Consider the following 25078-nt stretch of genomic DNA (forward strand, 5'->3'; position numbering starts at 1 on the left):
TTGGTAGCTCCTGAGATCAATGGTTGCGCGTTGTCAGCCCTTGCGGGCCAGATCTGTAATGGGTGAGCGTCCGGTCGGCATACGACAGCCGCCACGACAAAGCCTTCTGGGCGTAGTCGCGAACGAGAACCGCATAAGCGGGTTCTTGAGCCAAATTGTTGAATTCGTGTGGGTCCGCCTTCAGATCGAAGAACAGCGGTGGCAGGGCTGCAAAGTGCACGTACTTGTAGTTTTCGTCCTCAATTACGCAGAGGCTGCAATTATCCTGCGAAAGCTGTACCGAGTTCTGCGGCTGATCGTAGAAGACATCGCGGAAGTCGAACTCGTAATGCAGTTCTGTACGCCAGTCAGTGGGCTTTCCCTCCCCCATAAACGGCAACAGCGAACGCCCGTCGCAGGCACGTGGCGTTTCCCCTCCCAACCATTCGAGGATGGTTGGCATGACATCAATACTTTCGGAAAAGCCTTCTTCGATCTGGCCAGCGCGCCGGTTTTGTCCTGCATCCTTTACAACCAAAGGAATGCGGAAGCTCTCGTTATTATAACCGATCTTGCCGAGTAGGTGATGATCGCCGAGCTGCTCGCCATGGTCGCTGGTAAAGATGATCAATGTATCGTTCCACTGATCCGTTTCATCAAGGTAAGCGAAGACCCGACCCAGACAATCGTCGATTTCCGTAATCAAACCGCAATAGGTGGCGCGCATCTGCCGAATCTCGCCTTCGTCCAGCGTTGCGCCGGAGCCTTCCGCCCCATGGAAAAACGAACCGCGCCTGATGTGATCGATGTAATGTTTCATAAGCGGATGCTGCGCCGCTTCGGCATCCGGACTGTCCGCACGAACCGGCCCAGGCATATCTTCGGCCTTGTACATTGCATGATAAGGCGCGGAAGCGACGAATGGCGGATGTGGGCGATAATAGCCAAGATGCAGGAAGAACGGCTTGCCGTCCCTGCCTTTCAAATAGGTCAGCGCACGTTCCGTGAAGAATGTAGAATCCGAAAACTCCTTCGGAATACGTGATGGCTTATCAGTAGCGCCCGGAACAGAATGCTCTCCTTCCGGCAACCAGATATCTTCACGTTTCTCCGGCAGCTCAAAACCATTCTGCGCCACCCAGCCGAAATACCCGTCCATGTTGGGCTCGAATGCGCCCACAGAGCGAAAGCCGTCCATGATATCGCCAAGAACGGTGAACCGTGGATCTCTGGAAGATGTCGACCGCGGGTCAGGCGTCGTCGTGGTGTAACCGATCAGGGCGGGATCGTAGCCGATAGCGCGAAGGGCCTTGCCAAGATTCAAATGGCGCTGATCTAGCGGGACAGTGTTCTGCACCGCCCGATGGTTCATCAAGTAGAGGCCCGTAAGCAGACTTGCTCTTGCCGGTCCACACGGCACACAGGTCGTAACGTGGTTACGGAAGGTCAAGCCTTCTCGACATAAGCGATCGAGATTAGGAGTGCTGAGGAAGGGTTCGCGCCCCTCCGCCCGCATCAGGTGAGGGATAAAATCTGCTCGCCATTGATCAACGACGATAAGCAGAACATTTTTTCTGGTCATGTTGGCCTCGTTATTTCCGAGGCTTACTAGGACCCTTATATCTCAAGGGCATGACCCTTGTGTAATGTTTTGATGAACCTATGATTACAGAAACGCCGGCCATTGGCCGGCATTTCACTAAGAGGAATAGGAGAGCCGATTACTCCGCCTTGGCTTCAATATCGACTTTGTCGAGCAGAGTGAGCGGATCTTGCGATGCCGCGACCATTTCGAGGGCCCCAATCCCCTTCTCCGCCTTCGACTTCACCGATATTTCGAAAATGTTCGGTTTTGCGAGAAAGGTAGAAAACGCCGTCACAACGTTCTGCAACTTTGGCTGATCGGCGTTTAACCCTTGAAGGAATGCCGTTGCAAGCGAAGAAACCGCATCGCGTACCTCCTCCTCTGTCATATCGTTTTCTTCGGCGTAGAGCTGCATGCCTTTCGCTATGATGCCGTAGTCTTGAACCTTCACGTTCACTTGTCGAGCCTTGAGCCCGAGCAAAGCAACCTGCATCATCACCTTGTCGCCTGAGAAAAACTCTTTGGTGAACCCGCCCATCAGACCTGACATGGATATGGAGGCCATATCCTTTCCGCTGATCGAAATATCCTTGATAATTAGATTCTGGTTCGCCTCATCCCAGCTTGCCTCAAAGTTGGATGACATTGTGAGATGATCATAGCCACGTTCACGAAGCCGTTGATAGAGTTCGTAGTTGTCGTCTTTCGGTAACTTGACTGACAAATCTTCGTAAGCGACCCGCACATCGGTCGGAATACCGTTGTAAGGTTTTTTGAGAGCGACTTCATAGCTCTTCATAGTAAATTGCATGCGTTCAGGCAGCGAAGGAGCCGACATTTCTTCGGCTGCGGACTGATTTGCCTCGTCCGCGTTCTCATCGCCTGCGTTCACATCATCTGACTCTTCATTTGGCAGATCGGCGGCGATCCCCACTACCCGAAGCGTGCCAAATTCTGGAAGCATGGTCGTGAAAGGGAAGTTTTCAACTTCCTCTTCACTCAGCGCCGCCAACTTTTTCAGAGCTTCAACTGAAGTTGCCCAGGAGAACCCCTTCAAGGAAGCTTCCTGCATCTTCACGTAGTCCTGCCCCTCGGAGAAGGCCAAGCCTTTGACGCTCGCATCCATCTTCTGGTTGTCGAAAGCAACTGTGACACGTTCAATACCGGCCTTGCCTTTCGATGCGTCAGTCGGCTCGATCTTCATGCCGAGCATTTCCACATCGCCCTTACCGATCATGTCAAACAGAGAGCTCAACTTAAGAATAAGCCCGCGCGTTTCTTCAGTCGAAAGTTCGTCCGCATCTTCGAGAGACTGGAGCTTCTCCAAGGTTTCGGTTAACGGTGTAGCAGGCATGCGAGCCGTGAAACCGTTGCTGCGAATTTCATCGTAGCTGAAGTTCGCATCCTTCGTCTTCATGACGATATTCGTCGCCGAGAATGGACCGTAGACCGGCTTCGCTTCCTTGTCGTTCGGGCCTGCTCTTTCGGTATAGAGACGAGCAAGGAAGACACCGTCAATGTCCCTGCCCTCTACAGTACCCATGGTTCCCGTCATCTTGTCCGTGACTTTTTTACCGTCTTCGCCAGGCACTTGGACCGTGAAGTCGAAAGTCGTGCCGCCCGCCACATACCGAGCAACCTTACCGTGGTTGATATCTTCCAGCGCAACGTCCTGGTAGACGACGTTCTGTGCATTCTTCGCGACTGTCTGGACGACCTTTATCTGCTGCGCAGTCAGGCGCTTAGCCGAAAAACGACCAATGCGTTCCGATAGGGTCAGACCGCTGTTGCCAAACGTATCTTTCAGCATGGCGATGTCGAAATTAGCGTCTTCGATTGCTACGCTCGGAATGGAAATTTTGTAGTTCCCGATCTCTGTATCAATGCCAGAAGCATTTAGTATGCCAGTGAGGAACAGAAACTTGGGGCGACCGTCGACCGAGGCAATACGAACGTTGGAACCATCTTTGAGCGGCAACGTCACGTCGCGCAGATGGATACGTCCGAGAAAGTCGGCTTTGACGGAAGACGCCGTGCCGCCGCGCTTTTCGAGCTGCGACGTAATGGTCTTCTCAAGTGTGATCTTGTATCCGGTCAAACCGGCGGCAGCGATGGCGATAACTGCGACTGCCGCCCACAGCGCCTTGCGCCCACCCTTACGAGTTCCGTTCTTTGCCTGCTCCACGATGCTGGTCCTTTCAGCGCAAATTAAAACGGTGTCTGTGCAAGCGATTGCCAGAACGAATTCGCAGACGAAAGGGAGGTTTCGACATCGCGTAAATACGGCTGAAACAATTGCTTAAAACACACAGCCTGAATCGGTCAGGCAGACAGATGCTCTAACTACCTGAAATTGCAAGTGCAAGCAGGGTCGCAAAAGTTTCTCACAATATTTTACAGCCTACTCATGCAATACTCACATAAAACATTTGGGTTCTCGATGAAATATCTAAGGAGCCATTTCAGCTATTGAGCGGGTTAGTATCAGTCTCAATCAGGCAAGGAGATACTTGTCAGGCGCTTACAATGGCTGATCGGGATGCGGAGACGCACCATAGGCACCCCATACGGATTGATCGAAATTCACGATGGCGCCAGTCATCAATCCCGATTCTCCAGAAGCCAGAAAAGCGATTGCGCGAGCAACTTCACTTGGATCAATCAACCTGCCGAAAGGCTGGCTCTTTGCTGCTTCATCCAGCCAATTCTCCGGCGCATTATGAAACTCACGTTGGATGCGGTCCTCACCATCCGATGCCATCCAACCGATATTCAGGCTATTGATACGGATACGATTGCGGAGAACAGAATAGGCTACGTTGCGGGTCAGCGTATCCAGCGCTCCTTTCGATGCACAATAAGCGGCGATGAAAGGTTGCCCACCCATGGATGACATAGAGGAAATATTGACTATCGTTCCCTCGACCTGATCGCGCCGGAATAGTTTTATGGCTTCTTGAATAAGAAAGAATGGCGCCCGTGTATTCACCGCGAACAAACGATCGAACAAGTCCGGGCTTGTATCCAGAATAGTACCACGATCTGTCAGACCCGCCGCGTTTACGAGAATGTCGAGCCGTCCAAAAACACGGTCGGCTTCAGAAACGATCTTGCGACAGTCTTCCACTTTCTCAAGATCAGCCTGCACGAAGATGGGCTTGGCTCCGAGCCTTGCCAACTGATCGATTTGCGCTCTCCCTTTTTCAAGCGAACGTCCGCATATCACAAGACCTTTAGCCCCTCTCTCAGCAAACAGTTTCGCTGTTGCTGCGCCAAGCCCCTGCGTGCTTCCTGTGATGACAGCAACTTTTCCACTGAGTTGTCCGTTCATTCTACGCTCCGAAATTCTAGAGCATTTCCAGCAAAAGTGCGAAGCGGCTTTGCGCCGGATAATGCGTGAAAACAGATAGATAGAGCGGTTCCGACGATTCCATTTAAAGCGGAGTCGCTCTCGTCAAACCCGACCACCTAATTCTGCAGTGAGGTCAGCGAGTTCCTGCCCGCCCGCCATGAGGCTTTGTAATTCGTCCATATCCACATCGTTCTTCGTGCGGGTTCCAAGCGTTACACCGCGATTGAGAACAGTAAACTTGTCCCCCACCGCATGCGCATGTCGAACATTGTGCGTGATGAAGATCACACCCAACCCACGTGAGCGTACGAGATTGATGTACTTGAGAACCATAGCCGTTTGCCGTACGCCCAAGGCAGAGGTCGGCTCGTCGAGGATCAGCACTTTCGCACCAAAGTACACGGCGCGGGCAATCGCCACACATTGGCGCTCACCGCCGGAAAGCGTTCCAACCGCCTGCTGGGGATCACGAACATCGATCCCGATCTTTCGCATCTCCTCGCGCGTTACTTCTTCGGCCTGATGGGTGTCGAACCAACGGAAAGGCCCGACACCCTTTGTCGGCTCGCGTCCGAGAAAGAAATTCCGCATGACCGACATCAGAGGGATCATGGCAAGATCCTGATAGACCGTGGCAATGCCATGATCGAGCGCATCACGTGGACTATTGAAATTGACTGGCTTTCCCTCAACCAGAAAGTCGCCGCTGGTCGGCTTGTGAACGCCAGAAAGCGTCTTGATCAGCGTCGACTTGCCTGCGCCATTGTCACCAAGCAGACAGTGGACCTGTCCCGGTTCGACGCTCAGCGAGACACCATTCAACGCAATGACCGGGCCGAAATGCTTAACAAGATTACGAACTTCGATGATGGGGGTCGTCATGGCAAATCTCCCTCTCAGCGCTCGCCGGTCGCGCGCTTGCGAATGAAATTGTTGAAGAGTACCGCGATCAGAAGCATTCCTCCCAGGAAGACCAGGTACCAGTCCTGATCGATCTGGGTATACGTCAGCCCGATAAGAACCATGCCGAAGATGATCGCGCCGAAGAACGCACCGATTGCAGAACCATAACCGCCAGTCAGCAGACAGCCGCCGATAACCGCAGCGATAATCGCCTCGAACTCTTTCTGAAAGCCACGGCGCGCATCGGTTGAACCGGCATCCATAACGGTGAGAATAGCAACCAATGCAGCAGCCATTGCCGTGCACATGAACAGTGTCGTCTTCACACGACGCACAGGCACACCGGAATTGCGCGCAGCCAGAGCGTCACCGCCTGCCGCGAAAATCCAGTTGCCGAAACGTGTCCGCACCAACACATAGGTCGCTATCAGGGCAATGGCCGCGAACCAGAGGACTTCGACCGGCACACCTTTCACCGACGGCTCACCATTAGGAAACTTGGCAATAAGGTCGTTTTCGGCCATCCAGGCGAACAGTCCCGGAAAAGCATCGCCGGAAAAAATCCCAGCAAAATAACTGCCCGCAACCGCTTCCTTCACCCCACGCAACTGGGTTGCGCCGCCTGTTGCCCATTTCAATCCAACCAGCGACAGGCCACGCAGAATGAACAGAAATGCGAGCGTTACGATAAAGGATGGCAATCCGGTCCGAATAACAATCTGTGCATTCACCACCCCCACGAATGCAGCAAACAGCAGAGTAACGATGATGGCAACGCCAAGCGGCATCTGCCAGACGACAAGGGCAGCGGCGAAAATCAGGCCTGCGAACGCGATCATCGAGCCGATAGACAGGTCGAATTCACCCCCGATCATGAGAAGTGCCGCAGCGACGGCCAGAATGCCGAGCTGCGAAGCCGGAGCCATGAAATTCATGATTCCGGCAGCAGTGAACATCGCTGGATTGGCAACTGAAACGAAAAAGATCGTAATCAGGATCAGGCCGGAGACTGCCCCCAATTCCGGCCTGCTCATGAGCCGTTGCAATAGACTCGCGGACTGAAGCCGCTCATCCTTCGATAGCGCCGCTGCGTTGGCCTTTTCACGGGGAAGTGGCTCACTCATGATTTTCTCCTGATGCATTCTGGGTACAGAAACCCGTTCCCGCCCATTTTCATGGGCGGGCTCGATAATAGATGGTCGAGATGATGCTTACCGGATACCCTTGGCCGAAAGTTCCACGACCTGCTTGGCCTTGTCCTTGGTGATAAGGTTCGGACCCGATGGAACATTACCACCCGGCATCAAACCGTACTTCGCGTTAAGCGCGAGAAACGAGACCGGAAGATAGCCTTGCAGAAACTGCTGCTGGTCAATAGCAAAGTCCGCCTGTCCCTTTTCAACAGCTTCCAGGAAGCCCGCGGACATATCGAATGTCGCAACGTGGATTCCGCTGCGACCGCTTTCGGCAGCAGCTTTTACAGCCGGTTCACCCGCGAGTGTCGCATTGAGCGTCAGGATTGTATCGACGGCAGCATCAGATGCTAAAGCGGCACGAACCTTGGCTTCGTTTTCAGCAGGATCGGTCGATGTCGGCAGAACCGTCACATCACCGAAGCCTTCCTTGAAGCCCGCGCAGCGCTGATCAAGCGAGACGTTCCCAACTTCCTGATTGACACAAATGCCTTTCTTGCCGCCAGCATTTTTCAATGCCTCGCCTGCGACCTTACCAGCATCGAATTCATCCTGCCCCACATGTAGCAGAGCACCGAGTTTCTTTGAAGCATCGGAGCCAGAGTTCATCGAAATGACCGGAATGCCGGCTGCTACCGCACGCTGGATCGACGGTCCGAGCGCATCAGCATCTGGAATGGAAACCACGATACCCTGCGGATTTTGATTGATTGCAGCGTCGATAAGCTGGGCCATCTGCACCATGTCAAAGGTTTCCGGCGCACGATAATCAACCTTCGCTCCCGTATCCTTCGCCGCTTCTGAAACACCGTTTTTCACAACGGACCAGAACGGATCAGATGCCTGACCGTGACTGACTACCACAATATTAATATCAGCCGCGTGGGCTGTAAAAGACGCAGCCAGCAAGGCCACCCCAGCTACGGCCGACTTCAATAGAGATTGCATTGTCTACTCCTCCCTTGTCCGGCACTCCCCGCCGGTTTGCGTTGACGCCTTTACCTTCCACCTGCTGTATCCCGGCGCTCCTCCAAGCTATTCCCGGTAACTCACGCAGACGAGGCTCAATTCAATAGAATGAAACATTCATAACAAATTCTCATGGAATTATAATTCCATTTCTGCTAGCCCATGTCAATCGCATAAGCTGCCGATGATATGCTTATTTGCCAAAGGAGTTGCGCAGCGCCAAATGCTTCGACCATCGTTTCTGGAGGAATGACAATGGCTGACAAAGCTGAGGTTGCCGTTATAGGTTTGATCGGATCCGGGTTCATGGGCAAGACGCACGCCGTCGGGTTCACAAATGTCAACCGCGTGTTCGACTTACCGATTGAAGTGCGACTTCATACATTGGCAGATGTGAACGCGGAGATGGCGGCAAAATCCGCAACAAAGTTAGGATTTGCCAACGCAACTGATGATTGGCGGTCACTGATCTCAAACCCGGAGATCAATCTAATCGACATCACCACGCCAAACCGGTTTCACAGGGAAATGGCGCTCGCCGCCATTGAAGCTGGCAAACATGTTTATTGCGAGAAGCCGCTCGCACCCACCGCCGCCGAATGCCTCGAAATGACACTCGCGGCGGAACGGAAGGGTATACAGACAGCCGTCGGCTTCAACTATGTGAAAAACCCGATGATAAAGCTGGCCAAGGATATCATCGACAGCGGTGAACTGGGGGAAATTCGCAATTTCCGCGGCATTCATGCCGAAGACTTCATGGCCGACGCCGCCACTCCATGGAGCTGGCGTCTTGATCTGGCAGGTGGTGGGGGCGCATTAGCCGATATTGGAAGCCATATCATCGCCGCAGCTCGCCATCTCGTTGGACCGATGGCAGCCGTTATGGGAGACGCCGTTACCGTCATTGGCGAGCGCCCAGATAGTCTGAACCTTTCGCAGACAAAGCGGGTTGAAGTGGACGATGTCTGCCGTGCTTTCTTACGTTTCAACAACGGTGCGACCGGAACACTCGAAGCAAGCTGGATTGCGAGCGGCCGCAAGATGCAGCACGAGTTCGAGATTTCCGGATCAAAAGGTTCATTGTATTTTTCGCAGGAGCGTTTCAACGAACTTGACCTGTTTCTCTTTTCCGACAGAAAGGGCCAGCAGGGCTTCCGCAAAATCTTGGCGGGGCCGGAACACGAACCATATGGCGCGTTCTGCGTAGCTGGCGGCCATCAGATTGGTTTCAACGACCTCAAGACGATCGAAATTCGTGACTTCTTGCTTGCCATTGCCGGACAGAAGACCAATCACGCCGATTTTCGCGAAGGATATGAAGTCCAGAAGACCGTAGAGACGATCTACGCATCGTCCCGTGAGCGCCAATGGAAAACGGTCTAACCTATACGGGAGGTTGGATGGACGATGAACTCACCATCCACCGTCATGATTTTCGCCCGAATGCCATAGACATCGTGCAGCAGTTGCGGCGTGAGCACTTCCAGCGGCTCGCCATCCGCAACGATACGTCCCTTGTCCAGCAGAATAAGCCGCGTGCAATGCTGTGCTGCAAGGCTTAACTCATGCAACGAGGCGACGATAGTCCTCCCTTCTTTTGCAAGTTCCGCGAAACTTTCCATCATTCCAAGCTGATGAGAAGGGTCGAGTCCGGCCACCGGCTCGTCAGCAAGTATTACGGGCGTATCCTGTGCCAGAACGCGCGCAATTAACACACGTGCTCGCTCGCCGCCGGAAAGTTCCATCGCTGGCCGTTCCCGAAATCGGGTAATATCCATACGCAGCATGGCAGTCTCAACAAGCGTTTTGTCCCGTGCACTCATGCTCGTAAACACCGGCTTTAAAGCGGAGCGTCCTAAAGAAACAAGCATCTCCACTGATACCGGCCACGCAACATCACGCTCCTGTGGTAAATAGGCTAGATTCCGCGCCTTTATCGAAGCGCTCATCTGTCGCAAATCGCACCCATCGAGCAAAATCTCCCCGCTGGAGGCAACCAGCCCCAGTATGGCGCGCAACAATGTCGTCTTGCCAGCACCGTTGGGTCCGATTAGCCCGATGAACTCGCCCCCATGAATATCGAAACTTGCGCCGCTGAGTGCTGCCTTCCCGCCGAGCGACACGGAAAGATTTTTTACCGAAAACGCTGTCATACGAGCTGCCTCCGGTATTTGAACACAAGCCAAAGAAAGAATGGTGCGCCAATGATCGCCGTTAGGACGCCTAGTTTCAGTTCACGCCCCGGCATGATGATACGAACCAATACATCAGCAGCCAACAACAGCGCAGCTCCGCCAAGGCCACTGGCAACCAGCAATCGTGATGGGCGCGCACCAACCAGCGGACGCAGGAGATGAGGGACCACCAATCCAACGAAACCGATTGCACCGGCAACAGCAGTAGATGCACCCACGCTTGCCGCTGTGCCCAACACTGCAAAAAGCTGCACACGAGCCAGGTTCACTCCCATCGTTGCGGCAGCATCGGCACCCAACGTTAAACTATCGAGTGACCGCCCGAGTGCCAGAAGCATCGCCCAGCCTATAAGGATAAACGGTGCGGCGAGAGCTACATGCGTCATTGACCTGTCCGCCAGTGAACCGAGCATCCAGAAGACGATTTCCATTGCGGCAAACGGGTTGGGTGACAGGTTGAGCGCAAGCGCCGTCAATGCCCCGGCAAGACTCGTCACCGCAACACCAGCCAAAATGACGGTGAGCGTACCGGGATTGCGCCCTGCCAGCAGTTTGACGAGAAACACCGACACAAACGCCCCTGCCAGTGCAAATAGTGGCAGGGCCAGCGGGAACAGAAGGGACAGACCACTATAAATGGCAATGACAGCGCCGAATGACGCAGATGCGCTCACGCCCAGCAAACCAGGCTCCGCGAGCGGGTTGCGCAAGTAGCCCTGCAATGCAGCGCCAGACAATCCAAGCGAAGCTCCGATAAGGAGCGCAAGCAATGCCCGAGGTAGGCGAATCTCGCGCATGACCAGCACGATCATCTCTCTGTCATCGCCGAAAAGTGCCTTAAAACTGTCAGGAATACTGATTGCAGCAGGCCCTGTCAGCAACGAAAGGATGAAAAGAAAAGCCACCAGAGCGGCTAGTCCTGAGAGCAGAAGATAGAAACGGTTACGTTCAGTCACGCGCAGCCTCCGCAAGCTCCGCAACAGCTTCAACGCTGAACGGCTCACCGCAAACCGTCAGATTATCCGCTATCGTCACCGCCCTCGCCTGCTTTTCAAGCGCCCGCAACGCCGGATGTTCGAAATTCTCGAAAGCCAGCGCAGGCGCGCGATCTCTTGAACTGCGCACCAGAATATCCGGCTTTGCGAGCACCAGTTTTTCCAGCGGCAGCAGAGCAGAACCGCGGACGCCCACCTTATCAGCTAGATTATCAAGCCCGGCCAGACGCACAGCCTCGTCAACCAACGTCCCCTGACCGGATGTGTAACTGTTGGCATAATATAGCGCGACTGTCTTGCGACGGGCCGGAGGTTGGATTGCCTTCAAAGCAGCTTTCATTTTATCGATTTCCTGGCTGGCTTCCGCCTGTCTTCCGAGCAACTCCCCCATGCGATGCAGGTGATTTTCTATGTCACCGAACGAACGGGCCGGAGCGAATTCTTCCACACGGATGCCAAGCCTTCGTAACAGTCCAACCGTTGCCCGCGACGAAAATGTACCGGCCAGCACGAGGTCAGGCTTCATCAGAAAGACTTCTTCTGCCTGCGCATGGTTGATCGGCAACTCCCGCACTTTCGTGGCCATAGCGGACAGCTCCGGGTCCTGCGACAAATACGAAACCGACCGCAGCTGGCCCTCGTTTGCCAGCAGTAATGCAAGCTGATCGGTGCATACGTTGATGGAAACAACGCGCTGGGGAATATCCGCTGCGTCCGCTGACTTGAGAACGAAAAGAGCCAGCCCCGCCACGAGGCAGGAGCAGGTGACCCATTTTGCCGGTGCCCTTTTCATTGTTGCTTCAGCCTCAGAAGTTCCGGGTCAATCCGACATTGATTGTCCGCCCCGGCGCAATATAGCCAGAGCTGCTCTGATAGTCCTTGTCGAAGATATTCTCGACAGAGAACTTGAACTGCGATTGCTTGTCGATGGAATAGAGCGCCACGAAATCAGCGGTCACATAGTCTCCAAGTTGCTTGCTGTTTGCAGCATTGGCATAGCGGGAGCCACCATAGATCAATCTTGCAGTCAGATCGAGCTTTTCACTCGGCGTGAAGTTGACCTCAGCCGCGGCCTTGAAACGCTCACGATACGGAAGATCCTTATCCATATCCCTATCTATTGGTTTCTTCAGATCGATCGATGCCTTGACGCCCCACCGATCATCAAACCGATGCGCCAATGTGGCTTCAAAACCCGTAACCTTCGCGTTGGCGACATTGTAAGGCAAATAGGATGGCGCAGTGCTCATAATCGCGTCGCGCAACCACGTCTGGTAGAACGCCATATCAAGACTTGTCGAAGCTGTCGCCTGCCAGTTCAAGCCCACTTCATACGAACGGGACTTTTCCGGTCGGAGATCAGGGTTGGCGAAGCCCGGATAATAAAGTTCGTTGAATGTCGGCGCCCTAAACCCCGTGGCGTAGGATGACCGCAAAACCAGGTCTGGTAGAACCTCATAGCTGGCACCGAGATTGTAGGTCACGACATCACCGAACTGCCCATTATGATCGTAACGCAGCCCACCATCGAAGCGCAGCGCCTCATACTCAAGCGAGTATTGTCCAAAAACAGCTGCCAGATCGCGGCTGGTTTCGTCATAGGCAATGGTGGTGTTGATGTCCTCGCGATAGGCTTCCACGCCAGCGGTCAGGGTATGATTGACATTTCCGGTATCGAAACTTTTTTCAGTCGATGCAAAAACACCGTAACGCTTGGTTTCGAACTGATCCGAACCAATTACATTTTTCCTGAAGTTACGGCTGCTATCGATACCGGTGCTGAACTCCAGTGTGGAGGACCAATCTGCCGCATGATCGATGCGCGTTCCGATTTTGCCCGTAAATGCAGTACTATCGGCCTGGTTCGGTGATGGCGCTTTGGCGTCATACTGGTTGCGCCCCCGGCTGAAGAGACCGTCCGTATAAATCTTACCCCAGTCGAAATCCCTCGACATGGCAAAGTTGAACGAGCCTTGCAAAAACCCGTCGCGATCCGGCTCATGGCCATAGGCATCTGATGTGGTGAAGTCATATCCTTGCGTACCGGTTATGGCTGCACCAAACGCATAGTCGACCCCGGCATTGCTGCGTCCTTGAATGGAGCCGGAAGCATACCCACCCCATGGATGGCTGACGCCGGTAGAAAGACTGCCGCACCAGGAACGCTCACCGCAGACACCACCCTGCTTGGTGATGATATTAATCACCCCACCCATAGCATCGGCACCGTATTGCGCTGAATGAGCCCCTTTGGCAATTTCGACCCGGTCGATGGAACTCAAAGGAATATTCGCCAGTGCGGTTGCACCGGTTGTCGCCGACGCCGTACGTACGCCGTTGATGAGAACGACCGTCTGCTTGGACGACATGCCGCGCATATAAATATCCGACGACGCACCCTGCCCCCCATTCGTCTTTATGGAGATACCGCTAAGGGACTTTAGTAGCGACTGCAGATCGGGAGCGGCTGACCGCTTGATGTCTGCGGAATCGATGACAGCCACCGATGAAGTTGAACGTTGCAGCGACGATGCGCGGCGCAATGGCGTGACTACGATCGTATCCAACACGACACTGCCGTCGCTCTCAGGCAGACTTTGAGCAAGCGTCGTGGACGGCAGCGCAAGAACACTGGCCGACGCCAATAGAACAGATGATTTCAAAAGATGCATTTTCCCTCAACCCGCCGAACCGAAGACCGGTTCCAGCTTTCCTCGCACCGCAGGTTGAAGTGTTAGTGGCACCGAAGTGCCCTTCTTCCCGACGGCAACATTTCAACAATGTCACCGCCACGGACAGCCGCGCCTGGACACACCCCGTATCCATGCATGGGTGACCGGATACGGCAGGTCTCCTGACTTCCGGGTCGTCGCTTTCCCTCCGCCTTCCCGAGTGCTCAATTGCTCTCAGTGGCTTTCACCGCTCACGCGGCTGTGGAGGATAGCTCTCCGGTTACAGTTGCGGGGGCAGTCGCGGCATCAGCCAAAATAGCTTCACCGTGTTCCCTTTTCATCCGCCAGAACAGCGGAACCGTTTCCTGATGATTGCGATAGCAACATGGTTAAGAATTCGCAACTCCGCTGAAGAGAATCCGGCACGGAGAACTGAATCACATTCACAAGGAATGGATTCAGCTTCCTGTTTTCAAAGAATTTTCCTATCGCAGAAAGGCACGAAAACGCTGGAGCGCGAAGTAGAACAACACCGAGCCGATCAAGATCAGGGCCAGAAACTGCGGCCATACGACGCCCAGTCCCGCTCCACGAAACAGGATCGATTGGGCCAGTATGACGAAGTGCGTGTTTGGCGCTGCCAGCATGATTGTCTGGATGATTTCCGGCATGCTTTCGCGGGGCGTTGTCCCTCCCGAAAGCACCTGCAAAGGCAGGAGCACCAGCATGAGCAACATCCCAAACTGCGGCATCGAACCAGCCGCGGTGGCCAAAAAAATGCCAAGGCTAGTCGTAGCAAAAAGCTGGAGCGCCGCACCAACAAGAAACAGCGATACGGATCCATAGATCGGCACGGCAAGTAGCCCCTGCACCACGAAGACCAATGCAAATGCCGAAGCAACCAGCACGACAAGCCCCATGGACCATATCTTGCTGATCATAATTTCAACCGGGGTCACGGGCATCACCAATAGATGCTCTATGGTTCCGTGCTCGCGTTCCCGAATGAGCGCCGCGCCCGTCAGGATGATCGATAGCATCGTAACCGATGAAATCACATTGTTGATCGCTCCAAACCAACCCTTGTTCAAATCCTGATTGAATCTCGTCCTGAGATTCAGTTCAACAGGCGTTTGTGCACTACCGCGATAGTGATTTAGAAATTCGCTCACCTCACTCGACACAATCGACTGCACGTAGCCTCCGCCGGTAAATGCCTGGCTCATTCGGGTTGCGTCGATATTGAGCTGAATTGTCGGCGAACGACCGGCCAGAAGATCACGCTGGAAATTCGGCGGTATGTTCAGTGCGAACGTATCAAGCCCCTCATCCATCCGTGCATCCATTTCATAGGATGAAATCAACTTCGGAGGCACGAAATATGGCGGATAAAATGCGGTCGTAATCCGGCTCGAAACAGGCGACTGATCCTCGTCTACGATCGCTATCGCCGCATTGTTGAGACTCTCAGGCATCGCCTTCGACGCCGTGTAGATTGCAAGCGTAAAGGCATAGACGATCAGGATCAACAGCATAGGGTCGCGAGCCAGACCACGCAGTTCTTTCACGCCGAGCTGCATTATGTTGGACATCCGCATCTTAGCTCGCCTGTTTCTTGAGGAGAACGATAGCCAGCACCATGAGTACTGGCACCGCGATCAGCAACGGCAAAAACGAACTAGCAAGGTCGGCAAATCCCAACGCCTTGGAGAAAACCCCGCGTGAAATGGTCACAAAATAGGTCGTCGGATAGATTTTACCGATGAACGCGCCTGCGCCTTGCAGAGACGATACGGGATCAATGATACCTGAGTATTGAACAGCCGGGATGAGTGTCAGAAGAGCCGTTCCGAAGATCGCGGCTATCTGGCTGTTCATGAATGTAGACAGTACCAGCCCCATACCGGTCGCAATCGTGACGTAAAGCAACGCCGCCAGCGCATAAGTTGGAAAACTTCCTGTAAACGGCACCTGGAAAATAAACACAGCAAAGGCAGTCAGCATGAGGAAGTTCAGAAATGCCAGCCCGATATAGGGCAACTGCTTGCCGAACAGAAACTCGAACTTCGTCACGGGCGTCACGTAAAAATTGATGATTGAGCCCAGTTCCTTTTCGCGAACCACGCTTAACACCGCCAGCATGGCGGGGATCATGAGAAGCAGCAGCGGAATCACCGCCGGCACCATTGCCACGAGGCTCTGCACATCGGGATTATAACGGTAGCGTATCTCCAGATTGAAGCTGCCAACGCTCGCCGCACGACCATACAGCTCGCGGGCTTTTTGCGTCAGCCAGTTGGCATGCATGCCCTGAACATAGCCCTTGATCGTCTCGGCTCGGGTTGGCATCGCCCCGTCAATCCACGCGGCAACTTCCACCGGGCGTCCGCGCATGACATCTGCGCCGAAATTGGGCGGGATCTCGATAGCCAGACTGATTTCGCCATCACGCATTCGCCGATCCAGATCGTCATAGTCGGTTATAGGAGGCTGTTCAGAGAAATAGCGCGAACCTGCAATCTGCTGCGTATAGTCACGGCTGATCGTCGTATCGTCACGGTCCAGTACCGCAAATTTCAGATCCTCGACGTCCAGGTTAATGCCATAACCGATGACGAACATCAGGATAACGCTGCCCAAAATAGCCAGCGTTGCACGGATTGGATCGCGTTTCAGTTCCAGAGCTTCACGCCTTGTGTAAGCCAACATTCGCCGCAGATCCGGTAACCAACTTGAGGCCTTCTTTGGATGCGTTTCATCTGCCTGTGTCGTCTGTTCTGGAAGGATTGCAGGCGATGGCGCTGACTGTCCTGTCTCGCCAATAGCGTCCTGAAGATATGCAACGAAGGCCTCTTCCAGAGTTTCGGTATGGCGACTTTCCGTAATCGCCTTCGGCGTGTCGCTAATCAAAACCTTACCGGCATGCATCAGCGAAATCCGGTCGCAAAGCTCCGCTTCGTTCATAAAATGGGTAGAAACGAAGATGGTCACATTGTCCTTACGCGACAGATCAGCAAGAATTTGCCAGAAAGCGTCACGAGCGACCGGGTCCACACCAGATGTCGGCTCATCAAGAATGAGAATATCAGGCGAATGGATCAACGCTACAGCCAGCGACAAGCGCTGGCGGATACCGAGCGGCAAGGCGTCAGGTAAGGAATCCATGACCTCAATAAGATCAAAGCGTTCGGTCAATTCCTTGATACGGCGTGCGGTCAATACCGGTGCCATATCAAACAATTTAGCATGGAGTTCCAGATTCTGGTGAACAGTCAACTCCGAATAGAGCGAAAACGCCTGCGACATATATCCGACATGGCGGCGGATATCGATATCCTTGGGATCAACCTCGCGCCCGAATAGCCGCGCCGTTCCCTCACTGGCGGGTAACAACCCGGTCAAAACCTTCATGGTGGTGGTCTTGCCGCAACCGTTAGACCCCAGAAACCCAAAGATTTCACCACGCGCAATTCGAAAGCTTACATCGTTCACCGCAGTAAAATTGCCGAATCGAACAGTGACATGTTCTGCTTCAATCGCGATTTCAGCATCGGCACCGAAATCGCGGTGTGGAATTTCGATATCATGATGGCCTTTCCGCAACTCTTCCGGCAGAAGCGCGATGAAAGCCGCATCGAGATTCGGAGTATTGGTACGTTGCAGCAACTCTTGCGGTGAACCTGTCGCCAGAATCTGTCCGCTATTCATAGCGACCAGCCAGTCAAAACGTTCGGCCTCTTCCATATAGGCTGTGGCGACGATGACACTCATTCCGGGTCGATCCTTACGGATGTCGTCAATCAGTTCCCAGAACTGGCGCCGGGAAAGAGGGTCAACACCGGTCGTTGGCTCATCAAGTATAAGCAAGTCAGGATCGTGGATAAGCGAGCAGCAGAGACTGGTCTTCTGCTTCATCCCGCCTGATAACTTGCCGGCGGGGCGATCCGCGAAAGCCGACATCCCCGTGCGTACCAGAAGATCGGTGATGCGACGCTCGCGCTCTTTTCGATTATGCCCGAACAATCGCCCGAAAAAATCGATGTTCTCAAACACCGAAAGCGTGGGATATAGGTTTTTCCCAAGCCCTTGCGGCATATAAGCGATACGAGGATAAGCAGATTGAAGATGGCGCTTATCCGAAATATCACCGCCAAGAACTTTTATGTGGCCCTGCTGCATCGTTCGCGCTCCGGCGACCAATGATAAAAGGCTCGACTTGCCCACCCCGTCAGGTCCAATTAGCCCAACCATGCAACCGGCAGGAATATCGAGCTTGATCTCTCGCAGAGCTCGGGTTTTCCCATAGGACAGCCCGACATCTCGCGCCTGAACGACAAAGCTGTCTTCTTTGGCACCAGCTTTGACTCGATCGTTCATTTCACGGTTTCCGCAAGATTCTTCGGCCACTCGGCATTGGGATCAAGCTTGACATAAGCCATGCCCGGCAACCCTGTTTTCACTTGCTGGATATATTTTTGAAGCAGTTCTTGCGGGATTTTTGCTTTCACACGGAACATCAGCTTCTGTCGCTCTTCCTCCGTTTCAACAGTCTTCGGCGTAAACTGGGCCACATCAGCGACAAAACTTATTTTTGCAGGAATGACATATTGCGGCGCAGCATCAAGAACGATCCGGGCATCAGCACCGATGGCCACTCGCCCGGCCTGCGCCGTTGGCAGGAAGAAGGTCATGTAAACGTCGCTGACGTCTACAAGGTTAAGCACCCGCCCGCCTGCGGAAAGGACCTCACCCGGTTGAGCGACGCGATATTGAACGCGTCCCGGCTTCGGCGCTCTCAAAGTGGCGTCATTGATATCGGCCTCAATACTTGCGATTGCCGCCTTGGCGGCCTCAACCGATGCTTCGGCATCCACGACCTGCGCCTTCGCAGCCCCAATGGCTGCCTCCGTGGCTGCAAGCTGCGCCTTGGCTGCACCGACAGCAGCTCCTGCGCCCTGTGCCGTTGCGCGATCATCGTCCAGAACTTGCTGAGAAACCGTACGCGATTGCGTCAATTGCTGGGAGCGCGCCAGGCGGCGCTGTGCAGCGTCCAACTGCGCCTCTCGCTGCGCGACGGTGGCTTCCGCAGCCGTACGTTCGGCCTCGCGCTGCGTAACCAGACTGCGCGCCGTCTCGATACCAATCTCCGCCCGGCGCAATTGTGCCTCAGCCTGCTTGCGCTGGCTTTCCAGCTGATCCGTGTCCATCCGTGCGAGGATATCATTTGCTTGCACGAAATCGCCCTCATCCGCGAGAATCTCGCGAATACGCCCCGGGCTCTTCGTCGAAATATCAATTTCAACGGCTTCAATGCGACCGTTACCCTTAGCGATACCTTCCGACAATCCATCGCCACTTAACGCTTTCCAGGCATAGTAACCACCTGCGGCAAGGACGATAATCGCTCCAGCCAGTATCCATTGCTTACGGTTGAAAGCCATATTGAAACACCCTCATTGCCATCGTCGTCACAATACCGTCTTCAAATGAAGCACCAGCAAGCGGTCACTGTCTGCAAAGGGTTTCATTATCCCCGCCCCGCCTCCAGCTTCAGCCAGAACCTTCTTGAGAGGATATGGAACTACCTTTTCATTTAGCAACCGGTGAATTGGGGGGAAGCGATCGAGAAACGCAAACTCCCGGTTGGCATCGCTCTACCACGGTCACAATTGTTCGCTTTGATTAGAATCAAGAATAACTAAAGTACAAGATTATTGAAGACGCGGGTGCTGATTTGATGAAACAGAGGGGAGCAACGCCGACAGCACCCGCTGGCTGTCGATAGGCGGCGTTACGGAAAGATCGCGCTCATGCGCTCGACAGATTGATTTAGCCGGGGTGCCATTCGAGTAGGGCCTCGGCACCCCGGGTCACCGACTCTGGTGGAAACCGGCAACGGTTGTTGGTTAGCACTCGCTCAAACGGCGCTCTTTGATTTCAATCAAACAGGTCACAATTCAGCAGTCGATCATCAATTTTTCTCGCCAGTTTTCCGCGGCTTGCATTTGCCCCACGTTTTCTTCAGATAGTTCGACACACTTTTGAGCTTCGGATCTGATAGAAAACCCTGGCGAAAGAGAATGCTTCCCTTCACTTCTGGCAAAGATTCATTGAGTTCTAGCTGACGCTTGATTTCGGTCACACCCTCACCCGCCTGCCAACTCGGTTCAAGCGTAGTTCCGGTACCAGCCCGATAGAGCGCCACACCGATATAGAGATCGGTCTTCGTACCACGCACCGTATCGACCCACCATTTGGCAATTGTTCCGAAAGATGCATCCTTGCGGCCAAAAGACCAGTAGATCTGCGGTGCTATATAATCGATCATGCCTTCTTTCACCCAGCGCCGAGTGTCGGCAAAGTCTCCATCATAGTTGGTTTTTCCGGCACGGGTGGCAGAACCGCGCGGGTCGTCCGCAGCGTTGCGCCATACACCGCTCGGACTGATGCCGAAACGAACATTTGGTTTGATCGACTTTATCTTGTCCGAGATTTCCCGCACCAGAGTATGGGTGTTGTAACGACGCCACTCGTATTTGCTTGAAAAGCGTGTGCCAAACTGCGCGTATGATTTGTCGTCGTCGAGTTTCGACGCTGCGGTTTCGTAGTAGAAGTAATCATCAAACTGAATGCCATCGACATCATACTTCTGCACGACCTCTGCCGTTACATTTGTCACCCATTCGCGGACCGCCGGTATACCAGGATCGAGGACATAACGGTCGGCTGAAACACCGACCCATTCGGGATGGGACTTGAAAACGCTGACCGGCGACTCGTTTGAAGAATTCCGCAATTCCTTGCGGGTAGACGGCTTGGTATCCATCGAGACACGATAGGGATTAAGCCAAGCATGCAGTTCTATGCCGCGCTTATGCGCCTCCTCAATTGCAAACTTTAGCGGATCAAAGCCGGGATCTTTTCCGAGTGTTCCCGTCAGATAGGATGACCACGGCAAATAGGATGACTGGTAAAATGCATCAGCGGTCGGCGAAACCTGAAAGATGACAGCATTGATACCATGCTCGGATGCCTCGTCGAAAAGCTTGAGCAGCTCTTCTTTCTGAAGCTTTATGCGTTCGGCATCATCTTCGATGCGCGATGAACTGCGGGACGGCCAATCGAGATTGAGTACCGTCGCTATCCAACTGGCATGAAATGCGTCGCAATCAAGGGGCATAAAACCGTTCCGTCTAAACAACTTGTCAGGCAAGGGGTTTGATATGGCTCTTTATCGCATTAGCTTATAAATAGAAAAGCAATAGCGAGGGCAGCATGTACAAGAATATTCTCGTAACAACCGATGGGTCAGAGTTTGCGGAGCGCGGGCTCCTTCACGCATTCAATCTGGCGCGTACAGTGGGTGCGAAGGTCACAGTACTGACTGTGACCGCCCCCTATTCAGTTTCAGGGCTTCCTGGTGGCTGGACCGATAGCCCTGCCTTCATCGAGCGTTTCGAACAAGAATGGAACGACTATGCCGATAGATCCCTCGCCCGCGCTCGCGAGCTGGCGGCTGGAGCTGAAGTCGAAGTTCATACGCTGCATGAAGTTGCCTCTCATCCGGCTACATCCATCATTGAGACAGCCAAAGAACTGGGCAACGATCTCATCGTCATGGCGTCCCACGGTCGTCGTGGACTGAAAGGAATGCTGCTCGGCAGTCAGACCTATGAAGTCCTGACTCGCGGCAACACACCGGTTCTGGTCGTAAAATAAAGCAACATCGAAAAGGCCCGAATATCGGGCCTTCTTCGTTGTCAACCAGCTTGGTGACCTGTTGCACTGTCGATATCGATACGGAAGAAGATCGGATCAAGTTTGCGTTCTTTTCCGTCATTCCCAATCGTCTTGATGTATGCTGGTTCCCACCATGTCGGTTCCGACGCCATAAGTGCGACAATCGAGTTCTTCTCATCCTCAAGTTCGATCTCCCGATAATGACCAGTCAGCACCACAGTGCGCCATTTGGTCCGAGAATCTATACGATCAAAAAGGATACAAACCGCATCGTTCTTGCGCATGGCTTCAGTCTTCTGCCCGTCAGTAGTAAAGGAGTAGAGTGAACCGCCGCTGAACCGGAAACTGAGTGGTACTATAAACGGGTGATTATCGAGAACATATGCCAGCCGCCCCAGATGGGTGTGCTGTATCATGTCCCGGATATCGTATTCCGACATTTGCCTAATTATCATGGCTCGCCTCCGCCGTTTGCCTATTCACCGATAAACTAACATAGGGCGGCGTCCCAGCTTTGACCGTAATCAAAACACAAGCAGGGCTAATTTATCAGACGAACAAACGCCCTTCCGCGATCTTCACTGCCGTACCTCCGATCCGGGCTCCTGTGAGCTGTTGCCTTGCAACGTCCAGCTCAAGGCGAATGCGCGAAGGTCGCCCCATCTCCATTCCCTGTTCGATCCACCACTGCGAACTGCCGTCAACAGGCTTGTCATTCTTCTGGATCATGCCTGCAAAGGCGGCAGCAGCCGACCCCGTGGCTGGATCTTCGTAGACATTGGCGCCAGTTACAAACATGCGCGCATGGAAATGACTGTCGAACAGAATTGTTTCGCGACAATAAACATAGATCGGCAAAGCCCGACCATCGACATGCGGCAGACTTTCGCTCACATAAACTGGATCAATAGACACTTTTGCCGCCGCAATCAGATTATGAACCGGTATGAGCAGATAGGGCGTGCCTGCACTCCAGACGGCAGGTGTATGGTTCTCGAACCCAATTTCATGCGTGCCGAGACCGATCGCGGCAGCTGCCTCCTCTCTCTCGACCTTGACGTCAACTCGCTCTGGCAAGCGAGGCAGATCGAATTCGGCAAATGCGCTATTTTCGCCGAGCATAACGCCGCAGCGCACGATGCCAACTTTTTCTTCCAAAGCAACGAGCCTGTCCATTCCGTCACCGGTTTTTCGACGTCGAGCCAGCGATACAGCAGCCCCTACGGTCGGGTGCCCGGCAAAGGGAAGTTCGTAATCAGGTGTAAAGATGCGTACCGCCGCTTCGTGCGCGGGATTGCTCGGCGGAAAAATGAACACCGTCTCGGAAAGATTAAACTCGCGTGCGACGGCCTGCATGTGCGTGTCGGTCAAACCTGCGCTATCATGGACGACAGCCAGCGGATTTCCAGCCAGAGCCTTGTCGGCGAAAACGTCGAAAACCTCATAAAATCTGCCGGAAACGGCGGCCTCACTCATTCCTCATTCTCCCTCGACCTACTCACAAAATCGACGGCCTGGCCGATTTCAATCTAATGTCTCATACGTCGCATTATATGCGAGCATAGCTAATTTCGCGCCGCTGTCATCTGTAAGTCCGACCAAGTTTAGCGATTATTGAAATGCCAATCGGCAAAAGCTCGCACATACGATGGGGTGGCTTCTCCCATCGCGCCTGCCGCTTTTACCGGTATGATCTCCGATAACTCCGGCTCTTCCTCCGCAGAAAGGTGTTGTTCAATCCGCGATACCAGCCTCGTTGATGGCACGTCAAAATAATAACGGCGGAACAACGCTATGCTACGGTTTCCAGTCACGAGATTGATCTGCTGCTCCGCAAACGCATCCAGAAGATCAAGTCCTGTTTCCTCGCGAACCTCCCGTCGCCGATTGGCGTCATAATCGACATAACCATCGACAATGTCATTATCATCCACCGAGCCTGCCGGAAAATAAACCCTTCCTGCTCCCGCACTCTGTGCGCTCATGCGTCCAGCAATCAAATGTCCTTCACGTGAGACAATTACACCGACACCGAAAATGTGCCACGGACGTTCCTGCGAGCTGTCACGTCGCCAATGCATCAGCGTCGCAAAGCTGGTACGTTGGAAATCAGCCTTAAAAGCACCGCCTGTCAATTCAGCTTTAGTCGCCAGATAGAATTCACCATCGAACAAAGTGGGGTTCGCCACCTGCTCACGTGTCCAGTTCGAAGCTATCGCGTCCTTATTCTCCACGGTATAAGGTAACGGACCGGGTAGCACCCGAACATAGGCACTATCGATAATGTGGACGGTATTCTCCCGAACCTTATTCATCGCTCAGACCATGTTTAATGTCACTGCGACCGGGCAGTGATCGCTCGCCTTCGGGCGATCCCACCCGGTTCGCGGATAACGGTCGACCTGCTGGTCGGGCGGAAATATTGTGCGCCAGGGCTGGCCGCGCCGGATGATATTTGGAACCGCCTTCCCATTCTTCTCCGCGAATGAAGGAGAAGCCATGATGTAATCCAGTTGGCAAAGGTGACGCTCTTGTGGCCCGCGCGTATGGTATAGCGTCCAGCGATCCATAACGGGGCGGCGCTCGACCAGATTGACGGCGAAACCATCCCCTAAAAGCGCGTCGAGCGCACTTTCTTCTTCAACCATAGGCGTGAACTGATAGCCGTTCCATTCGTCGCCGTCGATAACGATCCGCTCACGGTAATCATTGAAGTCACCGCAAATCAGCCAGCGCAGTTCCGCGGCCTTTGAAGGCCCGAACTTGTTCTCGATAATGCGGCGTATTGCTCTTGCCTCCGCGCGCCGCACAGGAAGCGAAGAGGTCCGTCCATCAAACCCGTTGCGCGCGCCCGACATTGATTTCATATGAGTCACGAAAAGCGATATGGGCTTTCCTGCGACGCGAAAATCCACATTCAGACAATCCCGCTTGAAAACGCGATCATGGGGCTGAATCCCCAGTTCAGCGAGAACCGGCTCATACAGGCCAAAATCATTATAAGTTACATAGGCATAGCTCGTGACTTCGTCGACCTCTATAGGCTGCCCGTCCCGCGTCGTGTCACGCATCATAACGGCGACATCGATGCCACGACTGTCATTGCCGTCTATGAGATATTTATGCCGGAAGCCATGCCCTATCATCTTGAAAAGATAGCCATACTCGAAGGCATTGAGAGCCGAGAGATTGTCCACCTCCTGTAGGCAAAGAATATCGGCACGCGTTTCGGCAATGGCGAGCGCCGTCATCTGGCGCGTATCGTCTGCGTGCGCCACGGTGCGCGCCTGCTCGAGAAGGCGATACTGCGCCTCATCGTTGATTTCGAATAGTTGCAAGGTGCGATCCTGATGCAATTCGTTGCGAAAGCCGGAAAAATCGAACCGACGCATCAGATTTTCGACATTGAAGGTAGCGATGGTAAACATGTATCCGCAATCTCTCTGCTTGCCGGTCGATTGGCAAGAGGATGATTTCTGAAACGAATAAATT

The 25078-nt window shown here is 53.7% G+C and carries 20 protein-coding genes and 1 riboswitch; of the genes, 2 read left to right on the forward strand and 18 right to left on the reverse strand.

What is annotated here, in order from left to right:
- Positions 1-16: 16 nt before the first annotated feature.
- From pehA to FJQ48_RS17455, 6 genes are all read right to left on the reverse strand, one after another.
- Positions 17-1561, reverse strand: coding sequence for a phosphoric/sulfuric ester hydrolase PehA (gene pehA / locus FJQ48_RS17430; protein ID WP_139976172.1), 1545 nt, complete (start codon positions 1559-1561; stop codon positions 17-19).
- 139 nt (positions 1562-1700) lie between these two features.
- The gene (locus FJQ48_RS17435) at positions 1701-3749 is read right to left on the reverse strand and encodes a hypothetical protein (RefSeq protein WP_139976173.1); all 2049 of its coding nucleotides are present in this window, start codon (positions 3747-3749) and stop codon (positions 1701-1703) included.
- Between the two features lie 336 nt (positions 3750-4085).
- Positions 4086-4895, reverse strand: coding sequence for an SDR family oxidoreductase (locus tag FJQ48_RS17440; protein ID WP_139976174.1), 810 nt, complete (start codon positions 4893-4895; stop codon positions 4086-4088).
- Between the two features lie 123 nt (positions 4896-5018).
- Entirely contained in the window at positions 5019-5798 is a 780-nt protein-coding gene (locus FJQ48_RS17445) for an ATP-binding cassette domain-containing protein (RefSeq protein ID WP_139976175.1), read from the reverse strand.
- Positions 5799-5812: 14 nt separating this feature from the next.
- Positions 5813-6943 (reverse strand): ABC transporter permease, encoded by a 1131-nt coding sequence (locus FJQ48_RS17450; protein WP_139976176.1) that lies wholly within the window; start codon positions 6941-6943, stop codon positions 5813-5815.
- Between the two features lie 87 nt (positions 6944-7030).
- A complete protein-coding gene (locus tag FJQ48_RS17455) occupies positions 7031-7960 on the reverse strand; it encodes a sugar ABC transporter substrate-binding protein (RefSeq protein ID WP_139976177.1) in 930 nt (309 codons plus the stop codon).
- 276 nt (positions 7961-8236) lie between these two features.
- On the opposite strand from FJQ48_RS17455, the gene FJQ48_RS17460 reads away from it, so the two are divergent.
- Complete coding sequence (locus FJQ48_RS17460) at positions 8237-9367, forward strand: Gfo/Idh/MocA family oxidoreductase (RefSeq protein WP_139976178.1); 1131 nt, start codon at positions 8237-8239, stop codon at positions 9365-9367.
- On the opposite strand, the gene FJQ48_RS17465 is transcribed toward FJQ48_RS17460, so the two are convergent.
- The 8 genes from FJQ48_RS17465 to FJQ48_RS17500 all read right to left on the reverse strand — a co-directional run bounded on the left by FJQ48_RS17465 (position 9364) and on the right by FJQ48_RS17500 (position 21026).
- Positions 9364-10137: an ABC transporter ATP-binding protein gene (locus tag FJQ48_RS17465; RefSeq protein ID WP_139976179.1), complete on the reverse strand. Its 774-nt coding sequence runs from the start codon at positions 10135-10137 to the stop codon at positions 9364-9366. The two genes, FJQ48_RS17460 and FJQ48_RS17465, sit on opposite strands and share 4 nt — an antisense overlap.
- Complete coding sequence (locus FJQ48_RS17470) at positions 10134-11135, reverse strand: iron ABC transporter permease (RefSeq protein WP_139976180.1); 1002 nt, start codon at positions 11133-11135, stop codon at positions 10134-10136. Before FJQ48_RS17470 ends, FJQ48_RS17465 begins: the two co-directional genes overlap by 4 nt.
- The gene (locus FJQ48_RS17475) at positions 11128-11967 is read right to left on the reverse strand and encodes an ABC transporter substrate-binding protein (protein WP_139976181.1); all 840 of its coding nucleotides are present in this window, start codon (positions 11965-11967) and stop codon (positions 11128-11130) included. The genes FJQ48_RS17470 and FJQ48_RS17475 overlap by 8 nt, the downstream gene beginning before the upstream one ends.
- A 13-nt stretch (positions 11968-11980) precedes the next feature.
- On the reverse strand, positions 11981-13846 hold the full coding sequence (locus FJQ48_RS17480) for a TonB-dependent receptor (protein WP_139976182.1): 1866 nt from the start codon (positions 13844-13846) through the stop codon (positions 11981-11983).
- Between the two features lie 154 nt (positions 13847-14000).
- A riboswitch (cobalamin riboswitch) is annotated at positions 14001-14224 on the reverse strand.
- 107 nt (positions 14225-14331) lie between these two features.
- Positions 14332-15444 carry an ABC transporter permease gene (locus FJQ48_RS17485; protein ID WP_139976183.1) on the reverse strand — a complete coding sequence of 371 codons (1113 nt, stop codon included), beginning with the start codon at positions 15442-15444 and terminating at the stop codon, positions 14332-14334.
- Between the two features lies 1 nt (position 15445).
- Positions 15446-18223: a ribosome-associated ATPase/putative transporter RbbA gene (gene rbbA / locus FJQ48_RS17490; RefSeq protein ID WP_139976184.1), complete on the reverse strand. Its 2778-nt coding sequence runs from the start codon at positions 18221-18223 to the stop codon at positions 15446-15448.
- Complete coding sequence (locus FJQ48_RS17495) at positions 18220-19287, reverse strand: HlyD family efflux transporter periplasmic adaptor subunit (protein ID WP_139976185.1); 1068 nt, start codon at positions 19285-19287, stop codon at positions 18220-18222. Before FJQ48_RS17495 ends, rbbA begins: the two co-directional genes overlap by 4 nt.
- A 530-nt stretch (positions 19288-19817) precedes the next feature.
- Positions 19818-21026 (reverse strand): glycoside hydrolase family 10 protein, encoded by a 1209-nt coding sequence (locus tag FJQ48_RS17500; protein WP_139976186.1) that lies wholly within the window; start codon positions 21024-21026, stop codon positions 19818-19820.
- A 95-nt stretch (positions 21027-21121) separates the two neighbouring features.
- On the opposite strand from FJQ48_RS17500, the gene FJQ48_RS17505 reads away from it, so the two are divergent.
- On the forward strand, positions 21122-21565 hold the full coding sequence (locus FJQ48_RS17505; protein WP_139976187.1) for a universal stress protein: 444 nt from the start codon (positions 21122-21124) through the stop codon (positions 21563-21565).
- 41 nt (positions 21566-21606) lie between these two features.
- Here the strand turns inward: FJQ48_RS17505 and FJQ48_RS17510 are convergent, their stop codons facing one another.
- From FJQ48_RS17510 to FJQ48_RS17525, 4 genes are all read right to left on the reverse strand, one after another.
- A complete protein-coding gene (locus FJQ48_RS17510) occupies positions 21607-22041 on the reverse strand; it encodes a pyridoxamine 5'-phosphate oxidase family protein (RefSeq protein ID WP_139976188.1) in 435 nt (144 codons plus the stop codon).
- Positions 22042-22135: 94 nt separating this feature from the next.
- Positions 22136-23062: a PhzF family phenazine biosynthesis protein gene (locus tag FJQ48_RS17515; protein ID WP_139976189.1), complete on the reverse strand. Its 927-nt coding sequence runs from the start codon at positions 23060-23062 to the stop codon at positions 22136-22138.
- A gap of 128 nt (positions 23063-23190) precedes the next feature.
- Positions 23191-23901, reverse strand: a complete 711-nt coding sequence (locus tag FJQ48_RS17520) for an NUDIX hydrolase (RefSeq protein WP_139976190.1) — start codon at positions 23899-23901, stop codon at positions 23191-23193.
- Between the two features lie 3 nt (positions 23902-23904).
- A complete protein-coding gene (locus FJQ48_RS17525; protein ID WP_139976191.1) occupies positions 23905-25014 on the reverse strand; it encodes an endonuclease/exonuclease/phosphatase family protein in 1110 nt (369 codons plus the stop codon).
- Positions 25015-25078 lie beyond the last annotated feature (64 nt).

Origin of the sequence: Ochrobactrum sp. CGA5, assembly GCF_006345815.1 — a bacterium.
Classification (GTDB): domain Bacteria; phylum Pseudomonadota; class Alphaproteobacteria; order Rhizobiales; family Rhizobiaceae; genus Brucella.

Coding starts and splice junctions, on each gene's coding strand:
- FJQ48_RS17525 (WP_139976191.1), bottom strand. CDS start 25,014: ATGTTTACCATCGCTACCTTCAATGTCGAAAATCTGATGCGTCGGTTC.
- FJQ48_RS17440 (WP_139976174.1), bottom strand. CDS start 4,895: ATGAACGGACAACTCAGTGGAAAAGTTGCTGTCATCACAGGAAGCACG.
- FJQ48_RS17460 (WP_139976178.1), top strand. CDS start 8,237: ATGGCTGACAAAGCTGAGGTTGCCGTTATAGGTTTGATCGGATCCGGG.
- FJQ48_RS17455 (WP_139976177.1), bottom strand. CDS start 7,960: ATGCAATCTCTATTGAAGTCGGCCGTAGCTGGGGTGGCCTTGCTGGCT.
- rbbA (WP_139976184.1), bottom strand. CDS start 18,223: ATGAACGATCGAGTCAAAGCTGGTGCCAAAGAAGACAGCTTTGTCGTT.
- FJQ48_RS17475 (WP_139976181.1), bottom strand. CDS start 11,967: ATGAAAAGGGCACCGGCAAAATGGGTCACCTGCTCCTGCCTCGTGGCG.
- FJQ48_RS17465 (WP_139976179.1), bottom strand. CDS start 10,137: ATGACAGCGTTTTCGGTAAAAAATCTTTCCGTGTCGCTCGGCGGGAAG.
- FJQ48_RS17505 (WP_139976187.1), top strand. CDS start 21,122: ATGTACAAGAATATTCTCGTAACAACCGATGGGTCAGAGTTTGCGGAG.
- pehA (WP_139976172.1), bottom strand. CDS start 1,561: ATGACCAGAAAAAATGTTCTGCTTATCGTCGTTGATCAATGGCGAGCA.
- FJQ48_RS17515 (WP_139976189.1), bottom strand. CDS start 23,062: ATGAGTGAGGCCGCCGTTTCCGGCAGATTTTATGAGGTTTTCGACGTT.
- FJQ48_RS17510 (WP_139976188.1), bottom strand. CDS start 22,041: ATGATAATTAGGCAAATGTCGGAATACGATATCCGGGACATGATACAG.
- FJQ48_RS17500 (WP_139976186.1), bottom strand. CDS start 21,026: ATGCCCCTTGATTGCGACGCATTTCATGCCAGTTGGATAGCGACGGTA.
- FJQ48_RS17480 (WP_139976182.1), bottom strand. CDS start 13,846: ATGCATCTTTTGAAATCATCTGTTCTATTGGCGTCGGCCAGTGTTCTT.
- FJQ48_RS17485 (WP_139976183.1), bottom strand. CDS start 15,444: ATGCGGATGTCCAACATAATGCAGCTCGGCGTGAAAGAACTGCGTGGT.
- FJQ48_RS17445 (WP_139976175.1), bottom strand. CDS start 5,798: ATGACGACCCCCATCATCGAAGTTCGTAATCTTGTTAAGCATTTCGGC.
- FJQ48_RS17495 (WP_139976185.1), bottom strand. CDS start 19,287: ATGGCTTTCAACCGTAAGCAATGGATACTGGCTGGAGCGATTATCGTC.
- FJQ48_RS17450 (WP_139976176.1), bottom strand. CDS start 6,943: ATGAGTGAGCCACTTCCCCGTGAAAAGGCCAACGCAGCGGCGCTATCG.
- FJQ48_RS17520 (WP_139976190.1), bottom strand. CDS start 23,901: ATGAATAAGGTTCGGGAGAATACCGTCCACATTATCGATAGTGCCTAT.